Origin of the sequence: Curtobacterium sp. NPDC098951 (genome assembly GCF_044759965.1) — a bacterium.
Lineage (GTDB): Bacteria > Actinomycetota > Actinomycetes > Actinomycetales > Microbacteriaceae > Curtobacterium.
Map to the genome: position 1 here is coordinate 57,481 of NZ_JBIWAG010000005.1, position 26,328 is coordinate 83,808.

Here is a 26,328-nt window from a genome sequence, read left to right on the forward strand (position 1 = left end):
GTCAAGTCGCGGATCATAGAAGGCACTGACCGTTCCGGCGTGTCATGTCCCCCGTACGGGCGTGTCGCGGCCGGTCTGTCGGGGTTTCGGGGGACAAACGCCGTGCCCGTCAGCCGGCCGCGATCCGCCGTCAGCCGATGCGGCGCCGGGCCTCCCACGCGCTGGTGACCATCTCGTCGAGGGTGTGGCGCATCGCCCAGTCGAGGTCACGCGCTGCAGCTTCGCCGGTCGCGACGATCCGGGCGGGGTCACCGGCGCGTCGCGGGGCGATCTCCGGCTCGAACGCGATGCCCGTGCCCTTCGCCATGGCGTCCATGATCTGCCGGACGCTCACACCGTCGCCGCTGCCGAGGTTGTAGGCGCGCTCGAGGGTCTCGCCCGCCTCGAGCTTCTGCGCGGCGACCGCGTGCGAGTGCGCGAGGTCGGCGACGTGGATGTAGTCCCGCACGCAGGTGCCGTCGGGCGTCGCGTAGTCGTCGCCGTTGATCCGCGGGGTGCGACCGGCGAGCAGGGCGTCGAAGACGAGCGGGAAGAGGTTGTGCGGGCTCGCGTCGTACAGGTCCGGCTCCCCCGACCCGACGACGTTGAAGTAGCGGAGCGACGTGGTGGTGAAGCCGGCGGCGACCTCCATGTCGCGCAGGAGCCACTCCCCGATGAGCTTGGACTCGCCGTAGGGCGACTCCGGCGCCTTCGGGGTGTCCTCGACCACGGTGTCGACGTCCGGGGTGCCGTAGACGGCGGCGCTCGACGAGAACACCGCCTTCGTGACACCGCTCTCCGCCATGGCCCGCAGCAGGGTCGCCATGCCGGTGACGTTCTGCTCGTAGGTGTGCAGCGGCCGCTCGACCGACACCCCCGCGTACTTGAAGCCAGCGACGTGCACGACGCCGGTGACGGCGTGCTCCTCGAGCGTCCGGGCGACCAGGTCGCCGTCGAGGATCGTGCCCTCGACGAACGGGACGTCCTTGGGCACGAAGGCCCGGAACCCGCTCGAGAGGTCGTCGAACGCGACGGTGTCGATGCCCGCCGCACGCAGTGCTCGGACGACGTGGGACCCGATGTACCCGGCGCCGCCGGTGACCAGCCAACTCATGCTGGCCACGCTAGCGGAACCGGCGCGGCGTCAGACCGCCACGCCCTGCGGCTTCACGCACCCGTGGCGATGAAGACCGTGGACGCCAGACCGTTCCCGCCGTCGGCCTCGACCGTGACGTCGCCCTCGTCGGGGGTGATGTAGCAGGACTCCCCCTGCCGCAGCAGCGTGGCCGACCGCGCACCGACGAGCGTGACGGCACCGGCCGTGCAGATCGCGATCGAGGGGCCGTGCAGCGGGGCGACACCGCCGGTGGACAGACCGACCGGACGTCCGTCGCCGGATACGCGGAGCAGGGCGAACCCGACGCCGTCCGGTGCGAAGCGCTCGACGCCGCCGTCGACCCGCTCGGGCGCGAGGAGCGGTGCCGGGTACGCCGTGAAGTCGAGGACGCGGAGCAGCTCCGGGACGTCGACGTGCTTCGGCGTGAGTCCGCCGCGCAGGACGTTGTCGGACGGGGCCATCAGCTCGATGCCGAGGCCGTCGAGGTACGCGTGGATGTTCCCGGCCGGCAGGTACATGGCCTCGCCGGCGGCGAGCGTGACGCGGTGCATGAGCAGCGAGACCACGATGCCGGGGTCACCGGGGTAGCTCGACGCGAGGTCGCTGGCCGTCCGGGTGTTCGGCGTGTGAGCGTCCTCGGCGAGCGCGGTGGCGAGGTCGCTCACGGCCTGCACGACGGCGGCGGCCGACGAGTCCGCCGTCTCGAGCCATCGGACCGTGTCCTCGAGTCCGTGCTGCAGGTGCACCGTCAGGGGGCCGAGGCGTCCGGAGCCGGCGTCCAGCGCCTCGACGTCGGCGAGGGTCTCGGTCACGGGGCGGAACCCGCTCAGCGCCTCGAACCGCTCGCTGAGCGCCACGACGAGCTCGGGCTTCGGGAACGGGTCCTTGTAGTTGCGCGCCGGGTCGTCGATCGGGACACCGGCGGCCTCCTCGCGCTCGTAGCCCTCGCGAGCCTGCTCCGGCGTCGGGTGCGCCTGCAGCGAGAGCGGCGCGGCGGCCGCGAGGACCTTGAGCAGGAAGGGCAGGCCGGTGCGGTCCGGACCGAGCGCATCCTGCGGCTCCGCGGCGATCCAGTCGAGGACGGTGTCGGCGCCGCCGACCATCGCCGGGTTCACGACGACGCTCGGGCTGCCGGGGTGGGCGCCGAGCCAGAGTTCGGCCTGGGGGGCGCCGGTGACCGTCCGGCCGAGGAGCTCGGGGATGGCCGTGACGGATCCCCACGCGTAGTCGCGGGGCGTGTTCGTGATGCCGAGGAACATGCGCACGAGCCTATCGGCGGTGGACGTGCGCTCCCCGGGTACCCTGGCGTCGTGACGAACACCTGGCCGTTGGCGCGCGGTTCCGTGCCCGAACGCGAGGCGTTCGCATTCGGCGCGACGATCCTGTTCGTGCTCTTCGCCGGCGACGCCGTGCCGAACACCCTCACCTGGGTCGGCGCCGGTCTGCTCTGGGCGGCCGCGGCGGTCTGGGCCACGACGATCATCGTGCGGGCCCGTCCACCGATCACGCGCACGCCCCGTGCGCTCTGGCTCTTCCTCGCCTGGTGCCTCGTGTCCGTCGCGTGGTCGCACTGGCGCTTCGCCACGATCTCGAGCCTCGCGGTGCAGGTGATCTGTGCCGGTGCCGCGTTCGCGATCGCCTCCACCCTGACCTGGCGCCGGATCACCGACGCCATCAGCCTGGCGCTCCGCTGGGTGCTGATGGGCTCGCTCCTCTTCGAGGCCTTCGTGGCCGTCGTCCTCCGGCACCCCATCGCCCCGGTGTGGACCGACTACGGCGACCGGAAGATCCCGGACGCGTTCTACTTCTCGCGCGCCGAGCTCTTCACCGGCGGGCGCATCCAGGGCCTGCCCGGCAACGCGAACCTGCTCGCGATGGTCGCGCTCCTCGCCGTCATCGCGGTCGCCGTGCAGTACGCCGAGGGTCGGCTCCGCCGCAACCGGGCGATCGGCTGGACCGTCGTGGCGCTCGTGGTCCTCGTGCTCACCCGGTCCTCGACCGTGCTGGCCGCCGGGGTCGTCGTCCTCGTCGCGCTCGCGGTCGCGCTCTGGATCCGCCGGGTGCCGACCGAACGTCGGACCCCGCGGTACCTGGCCGTCGCCGCGGGGGCGGTCGTGGTCGGCGTCGCCGCGTTCCTCGCTCGCGGTCAGGTGTCCGAGCTGCTCGGCAAGGGCTCGGACGCGACCGGCCGCGGCGTGATCTGGGAGCGGGTCGTCGGGCTCGCCCAGGAGCACGCCGTCGTCGGCTGGGGCTGGATCGGCTACTGGTGGCCGGGCATCCCGACGCTCGCCGACCTCGCCCACCGCAAGGGCGTCACGTACCTGCAGGCGCACGACGCCTACCTCGACGTCTGGATGCAGACCGGGATCATCGGGCTGCTCGTCTTCCTGGTGTACGTCGTCACCACCCTCGGCCGGTCCTGGGCCTCGGCCACCCGGATCGGCTACGACCGGACGCTGTCCCCGCGGCCCTTCGACCCGGTGTCGCTCCTGCCGCTGCTCGTCGTCGTGGCGCTCCTCGTGCAGTCGGTGACCGAGTCACGACTGCTCTACCAGGGGAACTGGGTGCTGTTCGCGCTCATCGCGATCAAGACCCGCATCGTGCTGGTCGGCGAGGAGCCCGTGTCGGCCGGCGACGGACCGCGCACACCCCCGGCACGCCGCGAGTTCCGGACGCCCGCGCGCCGCTGACCCCGCGTGGTCGACCCGGCGACGCCGATGCCGGGCCGCCGACCCCGGCACCTCGTCCGCGGGACGCTCCCCGTCCGCCGGGTCATCGTCGGACGACGAGCCGGTCGCAGGGCACCGCGGCCCGCCACGGTGCCGTCCGGAGTTCCGCCGACCCGATCGCGGGGTCTGCCCGACAGGCCGCGGCGGCCGCCGGGACCTCGGCAGCCCACACCGGACCGGCGCTCCGTCTGGTCGCTCCCGGCGGGGCGTTCGTGACGGCGGCGATCACGACGGCGGCGACCACGCACCAGGCGAGGGCCGCCGCGCCCAGCCGAGCCGCGCCTCCCGTCCGCCCGACCGACCCGATGACCACCGACGCCCCGGCGACCGCCGCCGACACGAGCAGCAGTCCGGACGCCGCCGCGTAGCGGGACGGCGGCGCCCCCACCGCTGCCGGGCCGAGGCCGGCCCAGTCCTGGACCGGCGACCCGTTCACCGCGAGCGCCGCCCACCACACCACGAACGAACCGGCGCCGAGGGCGACGACGACCCATCGGGCACGGCCCCGACCGAGCACGACCGCCGCGACGAGCACCACACCGAGCAGCACGACCGGCACGACCACGACGCCCCACCCGTGCGTCCGCACCGCCTCGGCGACGACACCGAACCGGCGGTCCCACCCACCACCGACCGGCTGCAGCAGGTACCCGGCGAGGACGTCGGCCCCGTGGAGGTCTCCCGGGCGCGAGGCACGCTCGTCGGTCAGGGCCGTCTGGACCTGGACCGCGCTGCCGAGCACGGCGGCGAGGGTGACGGGCAGCTGGCGGAGGTCCACGCGCCCGCTCGCGGTCCGCGCCGGCGGCAGCCAGGCCACGAGGAGCAGCGGGAGGAACAGCGTCGCCAGCGGCTCGGTGAGCGCGCCGGCCAGGGTCACGACGGCGAGCGCCGCCGCACCCCACCACGTCCGGGCACGGTGGGTGGCCGTCCAGGGCACCAGGACGAGCACGTACCAGTGCAGGTTCGCGGCCGTCCCGCTGATCTCGACGGGCGCGAGGGGCAGCGTGACGGGGACGGCGGCGAGCAGCACCCGGAGGGGCCACGGTCGGACGACGTCGCCGGACAGCAGGAACACGAGCGCGCACACGACACCGACGACCAGGCAGGCGAGACCCGAGACGGCGACGGCGTACCGCTCGACAGGCAGGAGCCACGCGAGGTCGACGACGATCCGCGGGACGAGGTGGCGGTACCCGGCGTACGGCTCGAGGACCGCGCCGGGGCCGAGCGCGAGCCGGTCGCGGAGGAACACGCCGCCGTCCTCGGCCCACACCGTGCCGCGGGTGGTCGGGCCGAGCCGCCACCAGGCCAGGGCCGTGGCGGATCCGCCGACGACCGCAGCGACCGTCGGTGCGCCGAACCGCCGCGAGCCGCGCGCCATGGTGCGCTGATCGTACGCCGACATCGCTGATCGTCGATATGCCAGGACGGGTCGAGCGCCCTCCGGGGTGCCCGACCGGCGACGGCACCGGTGCGCGGTGTCGGGCCGTCCACCGGTCGGCTCACCGGTCGGCAAGGCCGGATGCGCCAAGATGGTGAGGTGACGGACGGCCGGGTGACCAGACGCGTGCTCGCGCGACGGTACCTGTCGGCGTGGATCGGGTTCTCGGCGGGCGGGCGGTTCAGCCAGGCGCTCGCGACCGTGATCGTGCTGTTCGCGTTCGGGCAGCCCACCGTGACCGCGCTCGTCGGGCGGGCCGGCGTGTGGGCCGTGCTCGTCACGCTGTTCGTCCTCGCGGGCCTGAGCCTGCTCGGGCAGCGCTACCGGATCGAGTGGCACGGGGTGCTCCCCCTGTCGCTCCTGGCGTTCGTCGGGTACTGCGCGCTGAGCGTGGTGTGGAGCGAGTACTCGTGGGTGGCCCTCCGGGGACTCGTCGGCACGCTCGGCTTCATCGGGCTCGGGCTGTACCTCGCGCTGGGTCGCGACCTGGTGCAGGTGATCCGGGCGTCCGGCGACGCCTTCCGGATCCTGCTCGTCGCCGCGCTCGGCCTCGAGGTCCTGTCCGGACTCGTCATCGACACCCCGATCCCGGCGTTCGGCATCCAGGGGAACATCGCCTACGGCGGACCGATCCAGGGCATCGGCGGCACCCGCAACTTCATGGGGTTCATCGCGGCGATGGCGCTGGTGACGTTCGTCGTCGAGTTCCTCACCCGCTCGGTGACGATGTGGCGCGCGATCGGCTCCACCGCCCTCGCGGTCATCGCGCTGATGCTCGTGCAGTCCCCCATCACCGGGCTCGCGATGATCGCCCTCGCCGTGACCGCCCTGGCGCTCTGGTCACTCCGACACGCCCGACCGACCACCAGGCCGGTGGTGAACGGCGTCCTCGGCGCAGCGGTCCTGCTGATGATCGCCCTCGGCATCCTCGCGCGGCACCGCGTCCTCGCCGAGATCGGAGCCGCCGGGGGCACGGCGACGCGGCTCGACCTGTGGACGCAGATCCGCGTGTTCGTGAGCCAGTTCCCGATCCAGGGCTGGGGGTGGGTCGGCACGTGGCCGCACGAGGCCGTGGTGCCGTACGTCACGTTCATCGACCCCGCGGGGCAGCGGTTCACGTCCGGCCTCAACGCCTTCGTCGACGCGTGGCTGCAGATCGGGCTCGCCGGCACGATCATCCTCGCGGTGACGGCGCTGCTCGCGTTCGCGCGGGCGTGGGTGACCGCGACGACCTTCCCCGGCGTCGCGTACGTGTGGCCCGCGGCCGTGCTCGTGCTGCTCGGCGTGACGAGTGCTGCGGAGAGCTACCTGCTGCACGGTGCGGGGCTGATGGTCTTCGTCGCGGTGCTCGTCATCGCCGCGCGGCGTCGGTCGTGGCGGCGGCACCTGCCGCGAGGCTGAGCGGGTCGTCGTGGCGGCGCGTCGGCCACGCGGCTGAGCGGAGGGTCGTGGGGGTGCCTCCGCCACGCGGCTGATCGGGCGGTCGTTGGGGGCGCGTCGGCCACGCGGCTGCCCACGCCCCTCCACAGGAGGTCGGGATGTGTCGGAGTGCACAGGTCCGGTCCGATCCCCCACGCTCGTTGCATCGTGCACCTAGACTGCCGGGGACCGTCAGGGGGCGGTCCTTCGTGACCTGGGGAACACCACATGCGCTTGCACCGTCGCCTCGCACTCGTCCTGACCGCGACGCTCGTCGCCACCGCCGCAGCCGTCGTCGCACCCGTGACGACCGCCCAGGCGGCGGCTCCCACCACCGGGCGGTACACGCCCATCACCACCACCCGGGTGTGGTCGGGCAGCCTGACCACCACGCCGAAGGTCGTCCCGATCGCCGGTCTCGCCGGGGTCCCCGCGAACGCGACCGCCGTCGTCGTCAACGTCGAGGTCAAGTCGCCCACCGCGGCCGGGTACCTGCGCGTCACCCCGGCCGGCCGCGACGCCACCGTCGCCACGCAGGACTTCGCTGCCGGGCAGACCATCGCCAACCTCGTCACCGTCCGGCTCGCGGGCGGGAAGATCCAGGCGAAGCTGTCGCGTGGCAGTGCGAACGGCTACTTCGACGTCGCCGGCTACTACGCGGACGGCTCCGGGGCCACCTACACGCCGCTGAACGCCTCCCGGGTGTTCGGCGGGACGGTCGGCACCTCGCCGACGAAGGTGTCGCTCGCGGGCAAGGGCGGCGTCCCGAGCAACGCCACGGCAGTCGTGGTGAACACCCAGGTCTCCGGCCCGTCCGCCGCCGGGTACGTCCGGGTCACCCCCGCGGGCCAGGACCCGGGCGTGGTGACCCAGCTGTTCGGCGCCGGGCAGTCGCTGTCGAACCTCGCGATCGTCAAGCTCGTGAACGGTGCCGTCCAGGTGAAGCTGTCGAAGGGCAGCGCGACGGTGTACCTCGACGTCGCGGGCTACTACTCCGCGTCGACGACCGGTTCCGTGTTCGTCCCGATCGACACCACGCGCGCCTACGGTGGCACCATCACGAGCACCACCCGCACCGTGCGGCTCACCGGGACCGCGGGCGTCCCCGGCACCTCCACGGCCGTCGTGGCCAACGCCGAGGTGACCGGCCCGACGAGTGCGGCCTACCTGCGGGTCACTCCCGCCGGCGCAGATGCGCAGGTCGCGACCCAGCTGTTCACGCCGGGGCGGTCGGTGGCCAACCTGGTCATGTCGAAGGTCACCGGGTCGAGCGTCGACCGGCGCGTGCAGGTCAAGGCGTCGACGGGTTCGGCGGTGCTGCACCTCGACGTCGCGGGGTACTTCCTCGACGGGTCGAGCGGCTCCGGCTTCGGCGCCGACGTCTCGTGGCCGCAGGGCGGGTCGTCGTCGAACTACCCGTCGAACCAGGCCTTCGGTGTGGTGGGCGTGAACGGCTCGCTGCCGAACCAGACCAACCAGTACCTCTCCCAGCAGCTCGCGTGGGCCGCCGGGTCGACCGGCGGTACCTCGCAGCCGAAGGGCCAGCTCTACGTCCTCGCCGCGAACCCCGGCAAGGCCGCCTCGGTGTGGCCGTCCTCGAACCGGGACCCGTCGGGCGCGACGGTCGCGAACCCGTACGGCACGTGCACGGCCGGTAGCTACACGAGCGCCTGCTCGTACATGTACGGGTACACCCGCGCCTACGAGGCCGCGAACACCCGCGGGGTCCCGAGCCCGTCGTCCTACCGCTGGTGGATCGACGTCGAGACGGGCCTGTCGTGGCTCAGCGCGACGGATGCCAAGGACTACCAGACCCAGAACCGCGCCGACGTCGAGGGCATGGTCGCCGCGCTCAAGGCGGCGAAGATCTCCACGATCGGCCTCTACTCGACGAAGTACCAGTTCGGGCAGATCGTCGGGACGGTCCCCTCGACCTCGACACTCCGTGGCCTGCCGAGCTGGATCGCGGTCGGCAACGACGGCGTCGCGGCGGCACAGGCGGCGTGCTCGGCCGGGGGCCTCACCGCCGGCAGCCAGGTGCGGATGACGCAGTACGTCGTCGGCAGCCGGGACTTCGACGTCAGCTGCGTCTGAGACGCGTCGACCTCACAGACGGGAGGCGCGGTGCCAGCTGGCACCGCACCTCCCGTCCGTCTGTGGTCCGGTCCTTCCGGCGACCCCGGTCAGCGGGTCGGTCCGGGGGGTCGGTCCGGGGGGTCAGTCCGGGGGGGTCGGTCCGGGGGGGTCGGTCCGGGGGGGTCGGTCCGGGGGGGGTCGGTCCGGCAGGGTCGGTCCGCGGGGCGGTTCTTCCCAGAACGGGCGCGATGGGTTGCGGAAACGGGCGTACCTGGTCGGAACTTCTCGCCAGGTACGCCCGAAAGCACCAGGTACGCGCGAGAGTCCTCGGCACCCAAGGGGGCACGCGGCACACGCGGAAGCAGCGGGGATGCCCGACCCTGCCGCCGGCCCGCCGGGTCGGTTCTTCCCAGAACGAGCCCAATGGCTTGTGGAAACGGGCGTACCTGGTCGGAACTTCTCGCCAGGTACGCCCGATCGCACCAGGTACGCCCGGAAGCACCGGGCACCAGGCACCAGGCACCAAGCACCAAGCACCGAGCGCGCGGAAGCACCACGCAGCACCAGGCAGCGCGCGCGGGAGCCCGCGTCAGCGACGTGCGGCGCGACGACGGCCGAAGCGGCGCTGGACGCCCCACTGGGTGACCCGCAGCATCGCCTCGACCACGATCGAACGGCTCATCTTCGACACCCCGTGCACGCGGTCACGGAAACGGATGGGCACCTCGACGATCCGCCCACCGAGGTCGTCGACGCGCAGGGTCATGTCCACCTGGAAGCAGTACCCCTTCGAGTCGATCCCGGCGAGGTCCATCCGACGGACGGCGTCGGCGCGGTACACCCGGAAGCCGGCGGTGACGTCCCGCACCCCGATCCCGAGGACGAGACGGGCGTAGGTGTTGGCGCTCCTGCTGAGGACCTCGCGGTGGAGCGGCCAGTCGACGACCGATCCCCCGGGGATCCACCGCGATCCGATCGCCAGCATCACGTCGTCGGCCTCGTCGACCGCGGCCACGAGGGCCGGGAGCCGGTCGGCGGGGTGCGAACCGTCCGCATCCATCTCGACGAGCAGCGGGTAGCCGCGCTCGAGCCCCCAGCGGAAGCCGGCGACGTACGCGGTCCCGAGGCCGAGCTTGCCGGAGCGCTCGAGCAGGTGCACCCGGTCGTCCTCGGCCGCGAGCCGCCGCACGAGGGCACCCGTGCCGTCGGGACTCGCGTCGTCGACGACGAGCAGGTGCGCGTCCGGCAGCGCTCCGAGGACGGCCGTGGCGATCGTGCCGACGTTCTCGGCCTCGTTGTAGGTCGGCACGATCACGAGCGCCGTGGCGCCCGCGGTCACCGGTTCTGCAGCCGACGCTTGATCTTGCCCGCGACGCTCCGCGGACCCTCGGTGCGGAAGTAGTGCACGGCGCGACCGAGGTCGTGACGGACACCGTAGAGCTTCTTGCGGTCCGGCACACGCACGCGCATGGCGTGCGGCTGGATCGTTGATGACGTGTCGCGGACGCTCTTGTCGGCAGCGCGGATCGGGTTGCGGCAGAACTCGACGAGCGGCGCGAGGACGTTCTCCCACGTGAACTGCTCGCGCACGCGGTCGACGTTGCCGATGAACTCGGCACGGGCCTTCTTGTCGAAGAGCGCCGTCTCGAGCGCGGCGGCGAGGCCGTCGATGTCCTGCTCGTGCACAGCGATGCCGAGCTTCTCCTCGGCGACGAGGTCACCGAAGGAGTCACCGGCGGTCGTCACGATCGGCAGGCGCGCCCAGAGGTAGTCGAGGATGCGCGTGCGGAACGAGAACGTGGTCTCGAGGTGCTCGTAGTGCGTCGAGACGCCGGCGTCGGCCTCGAGCAGGTACGCGCCGCGCTCCTCGTACGGGATCCACGCGTCGTTGAAGAACACGTTCTTGCCGGTCAGGCCGAGCGCGTCGGCCTCGGCGCGGACCTTGGCGACGATGTCCATCTCGGGCACGTCGGGGTTCGGGTGCTGCACGCCCATGAAGAAGAGCTTCACGCTCGGCTTCTTCGCGGCGAGCCGGCCGATCGCGCGGACGAGCGTGATCGGGTCGAACCAGTCGTAGATGCCGCCGCCCCAGACGACGAGCTTGTCGTTCTTGCCGATGCCGGGGACGACGCCCTTGACCCGCTGCTGATCGTGGACCGGCGGGGTCGACGACAGCCCGAACGGCACGACGCCGATGAGCGAGCGCAGGTCGGGGTCGCGCGAGTAGGTGCGGGCGTTCACACGGCCGGAGCCGGCGAGCTGCCCGAGCCAGAACATGCGCTGGCGCTCGGAGGCGCAGATGAAGTAGTCGCCGAGTTCGAGCTGGTGGTTCAGGGTGTCCGAGGCGTCGAGGATCTGACGGTTCCACTGGTCGACGTCGTCGCTGCGGCCCTGTTCGAGCTGCTCGAGGTGCAGCGGGTCGTAGACGTCGACCACGAGGATCTTGCTCGTCGACTCGAGCACCGGGAACAGGCGGAGCGCGTGGCCCTGCACGATGATGACGTCGGCCCAGGCCTCGTGCTCGACCATCTGCCGCGGGTGCCGGTGCGGCACCGTGACGACCTCGTACGAGGGGTCGATCTGCGACGAGCGCGTGAGGCTGATGACGCGGACGTCGTGCTCGCCGGCGAGCTGCTTCGCCATCTGCGTCGCGCGGATCGCCGGACCGGCCATCTTCTCGCCGATGGAGTCACCGGTGATGATGAGCACACGGCGGCGGGTGCCGACGTCCAGCACACCGAGGGAGTGCACGATCTTGTCGTAGCCGGCGAGGTAGTTCTCGATCGGGTACGCCGGCTCGTCGCGGTTGCCGAACAGGCGCAGCAGCTCGCGGTCGCTGCGGACGCGGGTCGCCTGGATCGCGCGGCGCGACTCGGTCATCGACGGCAGCTGCTCGACGAACTGGTCGACGCCGTAGATCCCCGCCATCGCGGTCTTCGGCACCGGGATCGTCGGGACGCTGTCGTCGCCGGGGTTGCGGAGGTCGAGCTCGGTCGAGTCGAGTTCGCCCCGACCGACGGCGCGGCGGACGACGAGCGCGAGCGACCCCGGCAGGGCCGCTGCGAGCTGCTCGTCGCCGAGGTTCTTGTAGAGCGTGAAGAGGGCGTTCCGCTCGAGCAGGTACGTCTCGCGGAAGTCGCCGAACTTGTTCATCGACGCGTGGTGCTTGTGGAACGCGACGGACTTCGGCTGGTAGCGGAAGCGCCAGCCGAGCAGGTTGAGCCGCCAGCCGAGGTCGACGTCCTCGTAGAACATGAAGTAGCGGTCGTCGAAGCCGTCGAGCTGCTCGAAGAGCTCCGCGCGGATGAACATCGCCGCGCCGGTGCCGAACAGCACGTCCGTCTCGGACTCCCAGCGCCCGGTGTCCGGCGAGCCCGCGAACGGCTTGTAGCCCATGCCGTACCAGGTCATCGCGGCCTCGGTGAAGTCGACGTTGACGCCTTCCCAGTCGAGGACCTTCGACGCCACGGCGCCGATGTCCGCGCCGGAGGCGAACGTCGCCATCGCCTCGCGCACCCAGCCCGTGTCGGGACGTGCGTCGTTGTTGAGGAACGCCACGATCTCGCCGGAGGACTTCTCGACGCCGAGGTTGCAGCCACCGGTGAAGCCGAGGTTCGCCCCCGCGTCGACCAGCGTGAAGTCGAGCTCGGACGCCTTGAGCCGGCCGAGGTGTGCCGGACCGGAGCCGTTCTCGACGACGATGACCTCGAGGCGGTCCTGCGGCCAGTCCTGCTTGCGGAGCTCCGCGATGCTCGTCAGGGTGTCGTCCGTGCCCTTGTAGTTCACGAGGATGACGGACACGACTCCCGGCTTGCGCTCTGTCACGCGGTTCCTCCAGCAGCTGCCGCGCGCCAGGCGCGGATCGACGGGTCGGCCGCGGGGTGCCGTCGGCCGATGACACCCTACAAGGCGCGCGCCCGCGCTCCCCTGTGATCACTGCCGATTCGTGCAGAATGGCTCGGTGACCGCGACCAGCATCCCGACCGCTCCCACGTCCTCCCCCCTGGCGGAGGACTACGCGGCGATCGCCGCCGGTCAGCACGCCGAGGGACCTCGCGGGACCGTGCGGTTCGCGGTCTCGACGGACGACACGACCGAGGGCAAGGGCGACCTCTACGTCGCGCTCGGGCTCGCCCGGGCACTCCGGGACGCCGGGTGGGGCGTCTCGATGTGGCCGATGACCCGCTGGGCGGACCCCGTGCCGGAGGACACCGCCGTCGTGGTCGTCATGATCGAGTCCTTCGTGCCCGGCCGGGTGCCGCCGACCACCGCCCTCGTGGCGTGGGTGCGCAACTGGACGGCGAAGTGGGCGGCGTTGCCGTACCTCGACGAGTTCGAGGCGGTCTGGACCTCGTCGTCCGCCGCCCGCGACGCGATCGCCGAGCAGTACGACGGCCCGGTCGAGGTCGTGCCGATCGGTGTCGACACCGACCTCTTCACGACCGACCCCGACGCCCCGCGGAGCGACCGTGCGGTGGCGACCGTCAACTTCTGGGGTGTCCGACGCCACGTGCAGGACGTCCTCGACGAGGTCCGTCCGGCCGAGCCGATCGTCTGGTTCGCCGCGAACGCCGAGCACGTCGAGCCCTCGCCCGGCGTCGAGCTGCGGCCGATGGTCCCCTACTTCGCCCTCCCCGAGGTGTACCGGTCGGCGGCCTTCGTCGTCGACGACGTCATCGCGCCGGCGGCCGAGTACGGCACGCTGAACTCCCGCCTGTACGAGTCGCTCGCGGCCGGCGCCCTGCCCGTCACGGACTGCGCGCTCGGGCTCGAGGAGCTCGGTCTCGCCGACGTGCCGGTCTTCGACGACGCCGCATCGCTCGAGCGGGCGCTCGCGATGCCGGACGACGAGCGGACGGCGCTCGTCGAGCGGCTGCGTCGTGTCGTCCTGGCGCGCCACTCGTTCACGGCCCGTGCGGAGCAGGTGCGCCCGGTCCTCGAGGCCGCGATCGCGCACGCCCGCTCCCGGACCGGCAGCCGGTCGCCCTTCCTGCGGTGGGCGACGAACGAGCGCGAGGTCCTTCGGGTCGCCGAGCAGGAGCGCGACGTGCACCTGCAGGGCGTCCGCGACATCAACGAGCGGCTCGTCGTCGCCGAGGAGGCCGTCGCGTCGTTCGACGCCGCCCGTCGACGGGCCGAAGCGGAGCGCGACGCGATCGCGCGCGAGTACGACGCGCTCACCCGGTCGGCGGAGTACCGCCTGCTGCACCGCTTCGGCGGCCTCGCGCGCGTCGTGCGCGGACGCGACCACGGCTGAGCACGACGGACACCCCCGCGAGGCGCGGCTGAGCAGCGCCCACGCCTCCGCGATGCCCGGCTGAGCACCGCCCACGCCAGCGCGACGCGCGGCTGAGCACCGCCCACGCCAGCGCGACGCGCGGCTGAGCACCGTGCACGGCTGTGCAGCGCGCGCACCGGACCCGGCCACGCACGAGACGGGAGGCGCCCCACCAGCTGGTGGGGCGCCTCCCGTCTTCCGCGTCGCGGTCTTCCCGACCGCCAGCCCGCCTACTTGACGGTGAGCGTCCGGCAGAGCGTCGTGTCCGACCCGGCGCCGGTGTTCCGGGCGTAGACGCACACCTGCGTGCTACCGGATGCTCGTCCCGTCAGCGTCGTCGAGAACGCGTGGTTCGCCCCGTACCCGCCGTAGACGGTCGCGAGCGAGGCCTTCGCCTGGTTCGCGGTGATCGACTGAGCGCCGCGCCCGTTCAGGTACACGTGCACCTGGATCGGCGACGCGGTGTCCGGGTCGATGGCCCAGCCGCGCACCTTGACCTGGCCGGTGCCGGGCGACGAGACCTCGTCGAGCAGCAGGACCGGGTTGCCCGAGGTCATCGCCACGGTGCTGCACGCGTTCGCGTTCGAGCCGCCGCCGACGTTGGTCCCGACGACGCAGACGGTGTGCTTGCCCGGGCCGATGCCGGTCAGCGTCGCCTGGAAGCCGTGCTTCGAGTAGTACCCCGGGAACGCCTTCGCCGCGGTGTCGCGCACCTGGTCGGCCGTGCCCGTCTGGACCTTCTTGCCGTCCACCGTGTACGTCACGCCGATCGGCTGGACGGTGTCGGGGTCGACGGCGTACCCGCTGACGCGCAGCGAGCCGAGGGTCGGCGACGAACCGGACTCGATCCTCACCTTCGGCGGACCGGTCGGCGTCTGGAACGTCGTGCAGACGTTGCTGTTGCCGCCGGGGCCGACGTTGATCGCGATGATGCAGAGCTGGTGCTTGCCCGCCGGGACGCTGCTGCGGGTGAACAGGATCGCGTGGTCGTCACCGTAGCCGGGGAGCGCCTTGTCGAGTCCGGCCTTGGTCTGGTCGGCCGTGAACGAGGTCAGCGGCTTGCCGTCCAGGTACAGGTGGACGCGCAGCGGCGCGATCGTGTCCGGGTCGGCCGTCCAGCCGCGGATCTTCAGCTTGCCCGGCACCGTGGACGACGCCTCGTCGATGATGATCCACGGCGAACCGCTGGCCTTCGTCACGGACTTCGACCCGAGCTGGGTCCACTTGCCCGTCGCCGAGTCCTTCGCCCACGTGCTGATCGTGTGCTTCCCGGCGCCGATGCCGCCGATCGTCGCGGAGTAGCCGTGCGCCGAGCCCCAGCCGGGGTAGGTCTTCTCAACGTCGGTGCGCGAGGCGCTGGCCGTCCAGGACTTCTTCACGACGTTGTCCACGCGGAGCTGCACGGCGACCGAGGACGTCGTGTCCGGGTCGATCGCCCAGCCGCGCACCGAGAGCTTGTCCGCGGCGAGCGTGGCCTGGTCGAGCTTGCCGAACGGCGCGCCCGTCCGGACGGTCACCTGCTGGCACCCGAGCAGCGCGTTCGCGCCCTGGCCCTGGTTGATGCCGAACACGCAGACGTTGTGGCTGCCGCCGCCGATGCCGGTGAGGGTAGTCGAGTACCCGTGCGCGGTGTTCCCCGCGCCGAGCCGGCTGGCGAGGTCCGAGCGGTTCGCGTTCGCGTCGATCGTCCGCTTGCCGACGCCGTCGACGTAGAACGCGACGCGGATCGGCTTCGTGGCGACGTCGGGGTCGTACGCCCAGCCGCTAACGGTGACCTGGCGGTAGCCGGTCGTCACGGAGTCGACGCTGCCGGCGGGTGAGGAGTTGCCGGTGGGCGAGCCGAACCAGTCGGTGTACATCCGCCAGAAGTTCCGGTTGCCGTAGGCCGAGCAGCGGTCACCGGTGCCGTAGAGGTTCGCCATCGCGGCCGCGTTCGGGGTGTACGGCGTGTAGATGTACAGCCCGGCGGTCGCCTGGTTCTTGATGTAGACCGTCTTGCTTCCGCACTTCAGCTTGGGGTCCGGGTTGTACAAGATGTTGTTGTTGCGGCCGGCCTGGTAGGCCCACGACGTCGGCGACGCCTGGTACCGCTTGAACTGGAGTCCGGCGGCGTACACCTGCTGAGCGAAACCCCGGTACGCGGGGTCGCACGGTGCGGTGTCCGGGCAGGCGAAGCCCGTGGCGTGCTGGTACATCCAGTTCGTCGGAGTGTTCGCGGCCACGATGCCCTGCTCCTTCTGCAGGAGCACGAGCAGCGCCTTCTGGCTGATGCCGCACGCGGCACCGACCTGCGCGATGATCGTCGCCGCCGACTTCACGCCGCCGCTGATCGCCGAGCACCGGCCAGAGACGGCCTTGATGGCACTGACGTTCTGGGTGAAGTCCTTGAGACACTTCGGACCGCCGGACGCCTGCCGGCAGTTCGGCGCGACGCTGTTGAGGAACGACTGCACGGACGACGCGCTCATCGCGGACCCGTTGTAGAAGTTCACGTCGCTGATGATGTTGCCCGGGTCGAACGACGCGGCGGTCGCGGCCGAGGCGGACTCCGTCGTGGTCTGCTCGGACAGCACCGTGCCGAACGTCAACCCGCTCACCGCCACGGCGAGCGCGGCCACGAGGGCGAGGGACGACCGCAGCGGGCGTCGTCGCCCGTCGGTTCGGATGGATCGCATCACGGCACCTCCGCCGTCATCGGGTCGGACGTGGTCGACTGCGAGCCGACCCGGTAGTCGAGGGTGATCGACCAGGTGCCGCTCGACACCTGGGCCGCGGGGAAGGACACCTGCGCGCAGTTGACGGAGGACGCACTGGCCTCTGCGGTGCTCGTCAGGGTCCGGCTGACACCGCCCTTGGTCGCGGTGAACGTGCACGTGCCGGACGTGTTCGTCGTGCCCGAGACGAGGCCGCCCGCCTGGAGCGTCCGGCTGCCGGTGTCCCAGCCGGCGTACGTGACGAGCGCCGTGGCGGGGAACTCGGACGGGTCGTCGTCGGGCTCCGTGGTCTGGCCGGTGCCGGGGAACGCCGACGGGCTGTCGTCCGTGTCGTCGGGAGTGCTCGGCGACGGGGTCGACGAGGCGGTGGGTGAGTCGGTCGCCGTGGCGGTGGCGGTGGCACTCGCCGAGCGCGTGGGAGACGCGGTCGGATCGTCGTCGCTCCCGGCGGAACAACCCGCCGAGAGGAGACTGAGAGCACCGAGCACCGCGATCGCAGCGATCGGCCGTGATGCGAAGTGCATGCTGACGGGCCGTCCTGTGGATGTTGACAAGGGTCCGGGTTGCGTCAACGGTAACCCGAAAGTGAAGGTTGAGGGTTAAATCCGCGCACTTTCACCCCCGCACGGGGGCGGACGACAGGTGTCGTTCGATCCGCCGGACGCACCGGCGTCCTGGGTGATGCGGTGAGTATGCTGTTCCGGTCCTGCCCCCACGAACGAAGAGACACATGGTCGATCAAGCCCGCATGGCCGCGCTCGCGAAGGAGCCCCTGGTCGTGGTCGGCGCTCCGACGAGTGCCATCCGAGGAACCTGGCGCGAACTGCGTGACGTGTTCCGGCAGCGCGAGATGCTCGGCATGCTCGTGCGCCGCGACCTCAAGGCGCGGTACAAGGACTCGGCGCTCGGGTTCGTCTGGACGCTCGTCCGGCCGCTGACCCAGCTCCTCATCTACTACTTCGTGATCGGCAAGGTGCTCGGCGCCGCGCACGGCATCGACAACTTCGCGATCTACGTCTTCACCGGCCTCGGGGCGTACACGCTCTTCAGCGAGATCGTCGCCGGGTCGACCGGCTCGATCGTCGGCAACAGCGGCCTCATCAAGAAGGTCTACGTCCCGCGCGAGGTCTTCCCGCTCGCGAGCGTCGGCGCCGCCCTGGTCAACTACGCCATCCAGTTCGTCATCCTGATCGTGGCGACGCTCGTGCTCGGCGCGTTCCCGTTGCACGAGGGCCTGGTCTACCTGGTGCCGTCGCTCGCCGTCATCGTCGTCTACGGCGCCGCCATCGGGCTCGTCCTGTCGGCGCTCAACGTGTACCTGCGGGACGTGCAGTTCGTCATCGACGTCGGCCTGATGGTGCTCCTCTGGGGATCGCCCATCGTGTACTCGTACTCGATGGTCCTCAAGGAGCTGCAGGTCCAGTGGATCCTGACCGTCTACACGAACAACCCGCTGACCCTGTCCGTGCTCGGCATGCAGAACGCCATCTGGCTGCACGACCCCGCGAAGGTCGTCTACCCGGACCACCTCATGCTCCGACTCGGCATCGCGTTCGTCATCGGCCTGTTCTGCCTCATCGGCGCGCAGCGGGTCTTCTCCCGCCTGCAGGGCAACTTCGCGCAGGAGCTCTAGACCATGGCCATCAGCACCCCCGTCGCGCCCACCACGCAGCAGGACGGCGACGAGCGCCCCGACGTCATCGTCATCGACCACGTCCGCAAGCGCTTCACCGTCCGCAAGGACAACACCATCCGCGAGCGGATCGTCACGCTCGGCCGCGCCGGCCGGAAGCACCGCCAGGACTTCTGGGCGCTCGACGACGTCACCGTCTCGATCCAGGCGGGCACGACCGTCGGGCTCATCGGCCAGAACGGCTCGGGCAAGTCGACGCTGCTCAAGGCGATCGGCGGGATCATCCAGCCGACGTCCGGCACCGTCTCGCGCCGCGGGCGCCTGGCGGCCCTGCTCGAACTCGGCGCCGGGTTCCACCCGGACCTGTCCGGTCGCGAGAACGTCTACCTCAACGCGGCGCTGCTCGGCCTGAGCCGCAAGGAGACCGAGGAACGGTTCGACGACATCCTCGCCTTCTCCGGCATCGGCGACTTCATCGACACCCAGGTGAAGTTCTACAGCTCCGGCATGTACGTGCGACTCGCCTTCGCGGTCGCCGTGCACACCGACCCCGACGTCCTGCTCGTCGACGAGGTCCTGGCGGTGGGCGACGAGGCGTTCCAGCGCAAGTGCCTCGACCGCATCCGGTCGTTCCAGGAGCAGGGCAAGACGATCATCATCGTCACGCACTCGCTCAGCCAGGTGCAGGAGATGTGCGACCGGGTCGTGCTGCTCAACAAGGGCAAGGTCCTGCACGACGGGGACGCCGTCCAGGCGGTCAGCAAGTTCCGCGACGTGCTCGAGGAGCGCCGCTCCGGCGAGCTCAGCGCCGACGTCGCCGTGGGCCGCGGCACCGTGCTCGGCGCGACCGTGCACGCCGACGGCAAGCAGCACCGCGCCCCCGTCACGCCGGGCGACGACCTGGTCGTGGACATGGAGTTCGAGCACCTCGACGGCGTCACCGACTGGGAGGCCGCCGTCCAGATCAACAACACCGCCGGACAGGTCGTCTACGGCACGACCACCGGCATCATGGGCGTGCACCTCGAACCGCTGCACGGGCGCCGGAAGCTCCGCCTCCGGATCACGGACACGAACTTCGGCACCGGCAAGTACTTCATCAACGTGTCGATGATGGACTCCGCCGGCCGGCACCTGCACGACCTGCCGGAGTGCGACTCGTTCGAGGTCCCGTCGTTCGGCGACGCCGTCGGCAGCGTCTACGCCAAGCCCTCCATCGAGGAGCTCGACTGACCCTGCACGACGGCGCCTCCCGCACCGCGGTCGTCGTCGTCAACTGGAACCGTGCCGACCTCACGACCCGCGCCGTCCGCGCCGTGCTCGACGACGGCGCGGCCGACCAGGTCGTCGTGGTCGACAACGGGTCGACGGACGACTCCGTCGCCGTGCTCCGCCGCGACCTGCCGGAGGCGACGGTGATCGTCCGTGCCACCAACGGCGGGTTCGCCGCCGGGGCGAACGCGGGCATCCGGCATGCGGACGCCGACGTCGTCGTGCTGCTCAACAACGACGCCGACCCCGCTCCCGGCTTCGTCGCGGCCCTCCGCGACCACCTCGACGCCGCCCCTGCGGCCGTGGCGGCCGTGACGGGCCGCATCGTGCTCGCCGGGCGCTGGTCGCGCCTCCCGGCCCACGCCGCACCACCCGCCGGACGCGCGCTCCGCGACCACGACGGCCGCACCTGGGTCCCCGACCCGGACGGCGAGGTCCGCCTCAACTCGACCGGCGTCCGGGTCGACCGCGACGGCAACGGAGCCGACCGCGACTGGTTCGCGCCCGCCGACCACCCGGCCGAGCGCGACGTGTTCGGCTTCTCGGGCGGTGCCGCCGCCCTGCGCGTCGCGGCCCTCGAGGACGTGGGCCTCCTCGACGAGTCGCTCTTCATGTACTACGAGGACACCGAGCTCGCCTGGCGGCTCCGACGCCGCGGGTGGCGCGTGGAGTACGCGGCCGACGCCGTCGTCGAGCACGACCACTCGGCGTCGTCCGGCGTGCAGAGCGACCTGTTCGTGTTCCGCAACGCCCGCAACCGCCTCGTCGTCGCCCTGTGGCACGCGCCGTGGCCGACCGTGGTGCGCGCTGCGGTCCGGACCGCAGCGCGCGGGCTGGTGGGTCTGCGGTCCAGCCGCAGCAGACGGGAGGCGCGGCTCGTCCTGGCAGCGCTGGCCGACGTGGTCGGGCACCTCCCCGCGCACCTCGCGCGCCGCCGCCGCGAGACGCGGGTCGCGTCCGTCCCGCGGAGCGCCGTGGACCCGACCGCATGAGCGGGGCGGGCTATCCTGGAGGCTCCCCCGTCGACGGTCCCGGCCGCGGCGTCCCCGGCCGGAAGGAACCACGCGTGCCGCAGCTCACCGTCCTCATCGACGGGACCGCGGTACCGCGCAACCTCGGCGGTGTCGGACGCTACGTCGAAGGGGTCGTGTCGCACCTGACCGACCCGACACTCGACGTGCACCTCGTCGTCCGGCCCGTGCACGCCGCCCACTTCCGCGCCGTCGCACCGCACGCGACCCTGCACACCGCGCCGGCGTGGACCGAGTCCGTGCCGCTGCGGTTCCTCTGGGAGCAGACCGGGCTGCCGGCACTCGGTCGGCGGATCGGCGCCACGGTGCTGCACTCCCCGCACTACACGTTCCCGTTCGCCTGGCGGCGGGGCTCCGTCGTCACGCTGCACGACGCCACGTTCTTCTCGAACCCCGAGTGGCACTCCCGTCTGAAGCGCACGTTCTTCACCTGGTGGAGCCGCCGCTCGCTCCGGACCCGTCCGGTCGTCGTCGTGCCGAGTGCCGCCACCGCGACCGAGGCACGACGCGTCGTCCCGGGCATCCGTGCGGACGTCCGGGTCGCCCCGCTCGGTGTGGACCGCACCGTCTTCCACGAACCGTCCACCGCCGCGGTCGAGGACGCCCGGATCGCCGCGACGCTCCCCGACGACGCCGCCTGGATCGCCTTCCTCGGCACGATCGAGCCGCGCAAGAACGTCACCGCCCTGCTCGACGCGTACGCCTCGGTCCGCGACGCCCGGGCGGTCACCGGATCGGACACGCCCTGGCTGGTGCTCTCCGGCGCCCGCGGCTGGGACGAGGCCGCGATCGAACGCCTCGACGCGCTGCAGGACGCCGACCACGTGGTCGAGGCCGGGTACCTGCCCCTCGAGGACCTCTCGGGCTTCCTCGGCGGCGCGGAGTTCGTCGTCTACCCGTCTCTCGGCGAGGGCTTCGGTCTGCCGGTCGTCGAGGCGATGGCCACGGGCGCGTGCGTGCTCACGACCAGACGCCTGTCGCTGCCCGAGGTCGGGGGCGACGCCGCCGTGTACAGCGAACCCGACGCCCCGGCGCTGGCGGCCGCCATCGCCGAGCTGCTCGACGATCCGGCGCGCGTCGCGTCGCACCGTGCCGCTGCGCTCCGGCGGGCCGAGGACTTCACCTGGGACGCCACCGCGGCCGTGCACACCGACGCCTACCGGGCCGTCGCCGGGGGTGTGCGATGACCCGGGTCGCGGTGCTCACCGTCACGTACAACACGGGTGAGACGATCCGGCCGTTCCTCGCGAGCATCGAGGCGGCGTCGACGTCCCCGGTCGCGGTCGTCATCGCCGACAACGGCTCGACGGACCTCGAGGCGCTCCGGGCGATCGGCGAGTCGTACGGCGCCGTCGTGGTGTCCTCCGGCGGGAACCGCGGCTACGGCGGTGGGATCGACGCCGCGCTCGGCGCCCTCGACGACGTCCTGCCGGACGTCCGGCCGGAGTTCCTGCTCGTCACGAACCCCGACGTGGTCCTCGCACCCGGTTCCATCGATGAACTCGTGGCCGCGGCCGACCGGCTCCCGACCGGCGGGTCGTTCGGTCCGCGGATCCTCGACGAGCACGGTGACACCTACCCCTCGGCACGGCAGCTGCCCTCGCTCCGCACCGGACTCGGTCACGCGGCGTTCTCGCGGTTCTGGCCGGCGAACCCGTGGAGCCAGCGCTACTGGTCGACCACCGAGGTCGTCGAGCGCGAAGCCGGCTGGCTCTCCGGCGCCTGCTTCCTCATCCGGACGTCGCTGTTCCGCGAGCTCGGCGGCTTCGACGAGTCGTACTTCATGTACTTCGAGGACGTCGACCTCGGGCAGCGCGTGGGGCTCGCCGGTCGGGCGAACGTGTACGTGCCGACCGCCGTGGTGACGCACACCGGGGCCCACTCGACGTCGTCGAACCGGCGCCGCATGGAGGTCGAGCACCACCGGAGCGCCTACCGGTTCCTGTCCCGCAAGTACCGGGCGTGGTGGCTGTGGCCGCTGCGGCTCGTGCTGCGCGCCGGGCTGTCGGTCCGAGCTCGCTGGGTCACGCGCAAGTAGCGCCCGCGCAGCTCCACGCGCGCGCAGGCGGCGCGGCGCGACGCGGCGCGGCGCGGCGCACAACCAAAACCACTTCGCGCCGCGCATCCCCGCGGTTCGGCGCGGCTTTGGTTGTGCGGCGGCGCAGCCGTGCCCGCGTCGAACCAGGGTTCCGACGTGGAACCGGGCACGCGGCCTGGTTCGACGTCGCAAAGGTGGTTCGACGCCGCGGCGGGTGCAGTGCGGGCGCGACGCGCTCAGCGGCGGAAGCGGGTGCGCTCCGCGCGCGCGGCGGCGAGCAGCACGCGGGCACGGGCGTCGAACGAGTGCTCAGCGGCGACGTGCGCGGCGACCTCGGCGCGCTCGGCGGCCGACGGCCACGGGTGCGCCGGGTCGAGCAGGTCCGCCAGGTCCTCCCGCGACCGCGCCACCGCCAGCGTCGGGACGTCGAGCACGTCACCGAGCCCGACCACCGGGTCCGTCACGACGACTCCCCCGGACGCCAGTACGTCGAACACCCGGTTCGACACGAACCCGCCGGCCGCCATGTCCGGCCAGTGGTCGTTCAGCACGACACGGGCGGACGCGTAGGCACCCGCGACCTCGGACCGGGACAGCGCCGGCTCGCCGCGGAGCTCCGGCGGGACGACGCCCTCCCACCCGGGGCCGTGCACGCGCAGATCGGCGCCGAGGTCGACCGCGTCCCGGACGACCGGGCGCGCGGTACCGCGGGTCGACCCGACGAAGACGACCCGGCCGGCATCGAGCCCGGCGGACACGTCCGGACGGAAGACCGCCGGGTCGGTCGCCTGGAGCAGGGTCTCGACCGGCACGCCCGAGCGCGCGGCAGCGTCGGCGGCCCACGCCGGACCGGCGGCGAACGACCGGTCGAACGACCGCAGCTCGGTGTCCGCGACGTCGTCCGGGTGGCTGATCACCCACAGGAGGCTCACCGACGCCGGGTTCGGCGGCACCCGGTCGAGTCCCCGCACGACGAGGGTGACGTCGTCCGTTCCGTCGTCGTCCCGCACGTGCGCGTCGCGGCGGTCGACCCGCACGTGCTGCCCGAGTCGCTCGAGGGCGGCGGCCAGCTCGGCGGCGAAGTGCACGTCGCCCCAGCCGTCACCGTCGGGTCCTGCCGGTGCGGCGATCTTGATCGACCAGGCGAGCGGATCGGCAGCGGGCCGGCTGGAGCGGCGGGCGGGCGTCACGGGCCGGGCACCCCACGGCGGCAGCGGCGGGCCGGCGACGACACCGGCACCGAGACCCCCGACCGGCGTCCGCGATCGGTCACGCCAGGATGCGACGACGTCCACCACGCCGGCGTCGACGGTGCGGCCCGGCTCGACCGTCCGGACCACCGGACCGACGTCGCGGACACGCACGGCCGTGTGGGCAGCCGCGGCCGCGTCGGCGGTCCACGCCGTGAGGGCGGTGCGTTCGTCCGGGAGGCACGGTGCGGCCACCACGGCCCACTGCGGCATCGCGATCACCGGTTGGTCCGCCCCGAACACCAGGTCGTCCTCGGGCGCGGGACGGTCGTCCGACCACGGCAGCGCTCCGGGGCGCACGAGCCGGGCTCCGGTGCGCGCCTCGCCGTCGACCGTCCGGACGACGGCCTGGGTGGGACGCCCCACGTCGTGCGCGAGCAGTCTCAGCGCGTCGGCGTCGATCACGACCGAGGTGTCCACGACCACGAGCACCCGGCCGACGCCGGCGGCGACCCCGGCGTTGACCGCCGAGCCGATCCCGTCGACGGCGTCCGTCCGGACCCACGGCAGCGCCCCGTCGAACGCGTTCTCGGGCGAGGCGTCGGCCACGTAGCTGACGGCCCGGACGTCGACCGTCCGCCCGAACGCGGCACGGGCGACGTCGACGAGTCGTGCGACATCGGCGTGCCGGTCCGAGCGGGTCGTGACGACCACCGTCACCGGCACGTCCAGCTGCGGCAGCGGGACGTCGGAGCCGGCCACGCGGACGGGCGAGGCCGCCGTCACGGACGCGTGTCGCGCCTCCTGGACCGCATCGGGACCGGAGGGCGTCGCTTCCCGACGGCGGCGCCGGCCGAAGATCGCCACGGGGCGATCAGGCGGAGAGGAGCCGCTGGAGGTAGACGCCGTAGCCGCCCTTGACGAGCGGGGCGGCGAGCTCGGCGAGCTGCGCGTCGTCGATCCAGCCGTTGCGCCAGGCGATCTCCTCGATGCAGCCGATCTTGAAGCCCTGGCGGTCCTCGATGACCTTGACGTACTCGGACGCCTGCATCATCGACTCGAACGTGCCGGTGTCGAGCCAGGCGGTGCCGCGGTCGAGGACCTGGACACCGAGCTCGCCGGCCTCGAGGTAGCGCTCGTTGACGGTCGAGATCTCGAGCTCCCCGCGGGCGCTCGGCTCGATCGTCTTCGCGATCTCGATGACCTTGTTGTCGTAGAAGTACAGACCGGGGACGGCGTAGTTCGACTTCGGCTCGGTCGGCTTCTCCTCGATGGAGACGGCGGTGAAGTTGTCGTCGAACTCGACGACGCCGTACGCCTTCGGGTCGGCGACGTGGTACGCGAAGATCGTCGCACCCTCGACCTCGGTGTTCTTGCGGAGGTTCGTGCCGAGGCCCGTGCCGTGGAAGATGTTGTCGCCGAGGACCAGCGCGACGCTGTCGTCGCCGATGAAGTCCTCGCCGATGACGAACGCCTGCGCGAGGCCGTCCGGGCTCGGCTGCACGGCGTACTGGATGTCCATGCCGAGCGCCGAGCCGTCGCCGAGCAGCGCCCGGAACTGGTCGTTGTACTCCGGCGTCGTGATGACGAGGACCTCGCGGATGCCCGCCATCATCAGCGTCGACAGCGGGTAGTAGACCATCGGCTTGTCGTAGATCGGCATCAGCTGCTTGCTGATGCCCTTCGTGATCGGCCAGAGGCGGGTGCCGGAACCCCCGGCGAGGATGATGCCCTTCATCGGGATCGTCTTCCTTCGTTCGTTACTTCGTCGTTCGGAGGGACTCGGTGTAGGCCACGCACTCCTCGTACGTCGGCAGGAGGCCCTGTTCGGCCGCCTGCTCGAGCGTCGGCGCGTTGGTGTCCTTCTCGGAGAGGACCGGCTCGCCGATGCCGTCCGGCAGGGTGAGGCCCACGGTCGGGTCGAGGATCGTGATCCCCTTCTCGCGCTGGGGGTCGTAGTGCGCGCTGACGAGGTAGTTCACCGTGGAGCGGTCCTCGAGCGCGACGATCGCGTGCCCGAGCCCCTCGGACAGGTACACGGCCCGGCGGTCGACGTCGTCGATGCGGACCGAGTCCCACTGGCCGAAGGTCGGCGAGCCGACCCGGATGTCGACGATGTAGTCGATGAACGCCCCGCGGACCGCGGTGACGTACTTCGCCTGGCTCGGGGCGACGAGGGCGTAGTGGATGCCCCGCGCGACGCCCGCCGACGAGATCGACATGTTCACCTGCCGCAGGTCGAGCGGGTGACCGACCGTCTCCTCGAGGACGTCGGCACGGTACGACTCGAGGAACGCTCCTCGTGCGTCGCCGTGCTGGACGGGCGTGAACTCCCACGCGCCGGGGATCTTCAGTTCGCGGATCTGCACCGGGGAAGCCTAGCAAGGCGCGAGTTCGCATAGGCTGTCATG

The 26,328-nt window shown here is 72.0% G+C and carries 19 protein-coding genes; 9 read left to right on the forward strand and 10 right to left on the reverse strand.

The genetic code is table 11. From position 1 onward, the window contains the following. Positions 1-130: 130 nt before the first annotated feature. Positions 131-1,093 carry a UDP-glucose 4-epimerase GalE gene (gene galE / locus ACIQUC_RS14290; RefSeq protein ID WP_402268137.1) on the reverse strand — a complete coding sequence of 321 codons (963 nt, stop codon included), beginning with the start codon at positions 1,091-1,093 and terminating at the stop codon, positions 131-133. A 53-nt stretch (positions 1,094-1,146) separates the two neighbouring features. Then, complete coding sequence (gene manA / locus ACIQUC_RS14295; RefSeq protein ID WP_402268140.1) at positions 1,147-2,355, reverse strand: mannose-6-phosphate isomerase, class I; 1,209 nt, start codon at positions 2,353-2,355, stop codon at positions 1,147-1,149. A 51-nt stretch (positions 2,356-2,406) separates the two neighbouring features. Between manA and ACIQUC_RS14300 the strand changes: the two genes are divergently transcribed. After that, positions 2,407-3,786, forward strand: a complete 1,380-nt coding sequence (locus ACIQUC_RS14300; RefSeq protein WP_402268142.1) for an O-antigen ligase family protein — start codon at positions 2,407-2,409, stop codon at positions 3,784-3,786. A gap of 82 nt (positions 3,787-3,868) precedes the next feature. On the opposite strand, the gene ACIQUC_RS14305 is transcribed toward ACIQUC_RS14300, so the two are convergent. Beyond that, entirely contained in the window at positions 3,869-5,230 is a 1,362-nt protein-coding gene (locus ACIQUC_RS14305; protein ID WP_402268145.1) for a hypothetical protein, read from the reverse strand. A 150-nt stretch (positions 5,231-5,380) separates the two neighbouring features. Between ACIQUC_RS14305 and ACIQUC_RS14310 the strand changes: the two genes are divergently transcribed. Together ACIQUC_RS14310 and ACIQUC_RS14315 are read left to right on the forward strand one after the other, a co-directional pair. After that, the gene (locus tag ACIQUC_RS14310) at positions 5,381-6,667 is read left to right on the forward strand and encodes an O-antigen ligase family protein (protein WP_402268148.1); all 1,287 of its coding nucleotides are present in this window, start codon (positions 5,381-5,383) and stop codon (positions 6,665-6,667) included. A gap of 246 nt (positions 6,668-6,913) precedes the next feature. Beyond that, entirely contained in the window at positions 6,914-8,779 is a 1,866-nt protein-coding gene (locus ACIQUC_RS14315; RefSeq protein WP_402268150.1) for a hypothetical protein, read from the forward strand. 571 nt (positions 8,780-9,350) lie between these two features. Here the strand turns inward: ACIQUC_RS14315 and ACIQUC_RS14320 are convergent. Together ACIQUC_RS14320 and ACIQUC_RS14325 are read right to left on the reverse strand one after the other, a co-directional pair. Next, positions 9,351-10,100, reverse strand: coding sequence for a polyprenol monophosphomannose synthase (locus ACIQUC_RS14320; RefSeq protein ID WP_022907772.1), 750 nt, complete (start codon positions 10,098-10,100; stop codon positions 9,351-9,353). After that, a complete protein-coding gene (locus tag ACIQUC_RS14325) occupies positions 10,097-12,586 on the reverse strand; it encodes a glycosyltransferase (RefSeq protein WP_402268153.1) in 2,490 nt (829 codons plus the stop codon). The genes ACIQUC_RS14320 and ACIQUC_RS14325 overlap by 4 nt, the downstream gene beginning before the upstream one ends. Before the next feature lie 136 nt (positions 12,587-12,722). Here ACIQUC_RS14325 and ACIQUC_RS14330 point away from each other — a divergent pair, with 136 nt between their 5' ends. Continuing rightward, entirely contained in the window at positions 12,723-14,018 is a 1,296-nt protein-coding gene (locus ACIQUC_RS14330) for a glycosyltransferase (RefSeq protein WP_402268156.1), read from the forward strand. Positions 14,019-14,269: 251 nt separating this feature from the next. On the opposite strand, the gene ACIQUC_RS14335 is transcribed toward ACIQUC_RS14330, so the two are convergent. Both ACIQUC_RS14335 and ACIQUC_RS14340 read right to left on the reverse strand, forming a co-directional pair. Continuing rightward, positions 14,270-16,714 (reverse strand): hypothetical protein, encoded by a 2,445-nt coding sequence (locus ACIQUC_RS14335; protein WP_402268158.1) that lies wholly within the window; start codon positions 16,712-16,714, stop codon positions 14,270-14,272. Beyond that, the gene (locus ACIQUC_RS14340) at positions 16,714-17,277 is read right to left on the reverse strand and encodes a hypothetical protein (RefSeq protein ID WP_402268161.1); all 564 of its coding nucleotides are present in this window, start codon (positions 17,275-17,277) and stop codon (positions 16,714-16,716) included. The genes ACIQUC_RS14335 and ACIQUC_RS14340 overlap by 1 nt, the downstream gene beginning before the upstream one ends. A gap of 206 nt (positions 17,278-17,483) precedes the next feature. Between ACIQUC_RS14340 and ACIQUC_RS14345 the strand changes: the two genes are divergently transcribed. The 5 genes from ACIQUC_RS14345 (at position 17,484) to ACIQUC_RS14365 (ending at position 22,727) form a co-directional block, all read left to right on the forward strand. Next, positions 17,484-18,386: an ABC transporter permease gene (locus ACIQUC_RS14345; protein WP_402268164.1), complete on the forward strand. Its 903-nt coding sequence runs from the start codon at positions 17,484-17,486 to the stop codon at positions 18,384-18,386. Positions 18,387-18,389: 3 nt separating this feature from the next. After that, positions 18,390-19,619 (forward strand): ABC transporter ATP-binding protein, encoded by a 1,230-nt coding sequence (locus ACIQUC_RS14350; protein ID WP_022905591.1) that lies wholly within the window; start codon positions 18,390-18,392, stop codon positions 19,617-19,619. Continuing rightward, entirely contained in the window at positions 19,538-20,650 is a 1,113-nt protein-coding gene (locus ACIQUC_RS14355) for a glycosyltransferase family 2 protein (protein ID WP_402268167.1), read from the forward strand. Before ACIQUC_RS14350 ends, ACIQUC_RS14355 begins: the two co-directional genes overlap by 82 nt. A 74-nt stretch (positions 20,651-20,724) precedes the next feature. Continuing rightward, positions 20,725-21,876 (forward strand): glycosyltransferase family 4 protein, encoded by a 1,152-nt coding sequence (locus ACIQUC_RS14360; protein WP_402268169.1) that lies wholly within the window; start codon positions 20,725-20,727, stop codon positions 21,874-21,876. Next, positions 21,873-22,727, forward strand: coding sequence for a glycosyltransferase family 2 protein (locus ACIQUC_RS14365; RefSeq protein ID WP_402268172.1), 855 nt, complete (start codon positions 21,873-21,875; stop codon positions 22,725-22,727). Before ACIQUC_RS14360 ends, ACIQUC_RS14365 begins: the two co-directional genes overlap by 4 nt. A 236-nt stretch (positions 22,728-22,963) precedes the next feature. Here ACIQUC_RS14365 and ACIQUC_RS14370 read toward each other — a convergent pair whose 3' ends face one another. The 3 genes from ACIQUC_RS14370 to ACIQUC_RS14380 are packed head-to-tail and all read right to left on the reverse strand — an operon-like array spanning position 22,964 to position 26,286. Beyond that, positions 22,964-24,784 carry a glycosyltransferase gene (locus tag ACIQUC_RS14370; RefSeq protein ID WP_402268175.1) on the reverse strand — a complete coding sequence of 607 codons (1,821 nt, stop codon included), beginning with the start codon at positions 24,782-24,784 and terminating at the stop codon, positions 22,964-22,966. A gap of 7 nt (positions 24,785-24,791) precedes the next feature. Then, positions 24,792-25,655 carry a glucose-1-phosphate thymidylyltransferase RfbA gene (rfbA, locus tag ACIQUC_RS14375; RefSeq protein WP_402268178.1) on the reverse strand — a complete coding sequence of 288 codons (864 nt, stop codon included), beginning with the start codon at positions 25,653-25,655 and terminating at the stop codon, positions 24,792-24,794. Positions 25,656-25,677: 22 nt separating this feature from the next. Next, positions 25,678-26,286 (reverse strand): dTDP-4-dehydrorhamnose 3,5-epimerase family protein, encoded by a 609-nt coding sequence (locus ACIQUC_RS14380; protein ID WP_022906295.1) that lies wholly within the window; start codon positions 26,284-26,286, stop codon positions 25,678-25,680. Positions 26,287-26,328 lie beyond the last annotated feature (42 nt).

Bases quoted from the DNA above. Each gene is read 5' to 3' on its own strand.
- galE (WP_402268137.1), bottom strand. From the start codon at position 1,093: ATGAGTTGGCTGGTCACCGGCGGCGCCGGGTACATCGGGTCCCACGTC.
- manA (WP_402268140.1), bottom strand. From the start codon at position 2,355: ATGTTCCTCGGCATCACGAACACGCCCCGCGACTACGCGTGGGGATCC.
- ACIQUC_RS14305 (WP_402268145.1), bottom strand. From the start codon at position 5,230: ATGTCGGCGTACGATCAGCGCACCATGGCGCGCGGCTCGCGGCGGTTC.
- ACIQUC_RS14315 (WP_402268150.1), top strand. From the start codon at position 6,914: ATGCGCTTGCACCGTCGCCTCGCACTCGTCCTGACCGCGACGCTCGTC.
- ACIQUC_RS14335 (WP_402268158.1), bottom strand. From the start codon at position 16,714: ATGCGATCCATCCGAACCGACGGGCGACGACGCCCGCTGCGGTCGTCC.
- ACIQUC_RS14340 (WP_402268161.1), bottom strand. From the start codon at position 17,277: ATGCACTTCGCATCACGGCCGATCGCTGCGATCGCGGTGCTCGGTGCT.
- ACIQUC_RS14345 (WP_402268164.1), top strand. From the start codon at position 17,484: ATGGTCGATCAAGCCCGCATGGCCGCGCTCGCGAAGGAGCCCCTGGTC.
- ACIQUC_RS14350 (WP_022905591.1), top strand. From the start codon at position 18,390: ATGGCCATCAGCACCCCCGTCGCGCCCACCACGCAGCAGGACGGCGAC.
- ACIQUC_RS14365 (WP_402268172.1), top strand. From the start codon at position 21,873: ATGACCCGGGTCGCGGTGCTCACCGTCACGTACAACACGGGTGAGACG.
- rfbA (WP_402268178.1), bottom strand. From the start codon at position 25,655: ATGAAGGGCATCATCCTCGCCGGGGGTTCCGGCACCCGCCTCTGGCCG.